The sequence below is a fragment of the Sulfuricella sp. T08 genome (assembly GCF_000971475.1).
Classification (GTDB): Bacteria; Pseudomonadota; Gammaproteobacteria; order Burkholderiales; family Sulfuricellaceae; genus Sulfuricella.
This window is the reverse complement of record NZ_DF967570.1, coordinates 1-1,809: the sequence shown is the minus strand read 5'-3', so window position 1 is coordinate 1,809 and position 1,809 is coordinate 1. Positions and strand designations below refer to the sequence as shown.

Genomic DNA, 1,809 nt, shown 5'->3' with positions numbered 1-1,809 from the left:
TAAGGCTGCTACAGTCACCTTCAGAAACTATCCGTTTCATTTTCAAATTGGCGCACTTCAAGTACTGAACACAATACGTTGCCAGTCCCCAGAAAGGCAATGAAGGGTTAATAGAGGTTCTGAATCCGGGGCTCTATATTATTGTTTTCTTTGCAGTGGAACGCCATGAAAAATATCGTCAGCAGCGTCAGACCGCCCAAGCTCGAATCCCGTGGCAAGCATTCGCCAGGCATCCACTCCGAACAGATTCGAACCCTGCACGACATTATCGCCACCCAGAATCTGGCGGTTCTTTTCCAACCCATCATCGACTTCTCGAACAGCCGCATTATCGGTTTCGAGGGCCTGATCCGCGGACCGTCTGACAGTCTGCTGCATCCACCGACCCGACTGTTCGGACTGGCGCGGCAATCTGGCATTGGCCACGAGCTCGAGAATGTTTGCTGCAAACTGGTGGCCGAGCGTTTTGTCGAACTTCAATTGCAAGGTCTTTTGTTCCTCAACCGCAGCTCCGATGTGCTCGCAATGTACGAACTGCAAAGCAACGACATCATCGGGATCATTCAGCGGGCAGGCCTGGAGCCGGCCCGGATAGTGATTGAGTTGACGGAGAACAAACCGGTTTTCGACTTCAACCCGGATTTACTGCTGGAAGCCATTACCCATTATTCCTCGCTCGGATTCCAGGTAGCCATCGATGATCAGGGAGACTGTTTTTCAGCGCTGGAAGACTGGTCCAAAGTCCGACCATCCTTCGTAAAAATCGACCGTCATTTCATCCAGAATATCGACAAGGATCCGACCAAGGCAAAGTTTGTAAAATCCATGCTGGAAAAAGCCGAAAACGCGGGCTGTCAGGTAATCGCCGAAGGGATTGAAACCCACGCTCAGCTTCTCATGGTTCACGGACTGGGCATTCCATTTGGTCAGGGTTACCACATCACCCGTCCGACGGACAAACCCTCTTCAGTCGTTCCCGCCGTGGTGGTCCAGGCGCTGTCGGTTCCTTCCGCTGGGGACTCCGTATCCAGCAACGAGCGCGTCAGCTTGGTCGAGCGCAAACTGCTGATTAAACCGCCATTCTTTTTATCAGACAGCCTCAACTCAGAAGTTTTTCATGCCTTCGAAACGAATCCGCAACTTGAGGATGTAGCCATCGTAAAAGATGGTGTGCCGATTGGCCTGATCAGCCGCACCCTTATGATCGACCGGTTTGCCAGACCTTATCGCCGCGAATTGTATGGAAAAAAACTCTGCACTACCTTCATGGATTCCGACCCGCTGATCGTGGACGTGAACATTAGCATACAAGATCTGAGTCATCTGGTAGCGAGCGACCGGCGCTATTTGACCCAAGGCTTCATTGTTACTGAAAATGGCCTATACATCGGGATTGGCACCGGCCGCGACCTGATCCGTGAAATAACGAACCTGCAAATCCAGGCCGCCCGCTATGCCAACCCCCTCACCGGTTTGCCCGGCAACATGCCGATCAACGAACATATCAATAAACTGTTGGAACAACAGGTTCCGTTTGTCGCCTGTTATTGCGACCTGGACCACTTCAAGCCGTTCAATGATGTATATGGCTTCAACAAGGGCGATGCCATGATCCAGATGACGGCGAAGATACTCACCGAGATTTGCGACCCGGAACTGGATTTTCTCGGCCACATCGGCGGCGACGACTTTATCACCCTGTTTTGCAGCCCGGATTGGGAAGAGCGCTGCCGAAGAGGGCTGGGAAAATTCGCTGCAGCCGTTATTCCTTTTTTTAGCGTCAGCGATAACGAACGCGGCGGCTACGTG

The 1,809-nt window shown here is 52.2% G+C and carries 1 protein-coding gene; it reads left to right on the top strand.

What is annotated here, in order from left to right:
* Positions 1-165 precede the first annotated feature (165 nt).
* On the top strand, positions 166-1,809 hold a 1,644-nt coding region (locus tag SCT_RS15160; protein WP_059424645.1), incomplete at its 3' end, for a GGDEF domain-containing protein.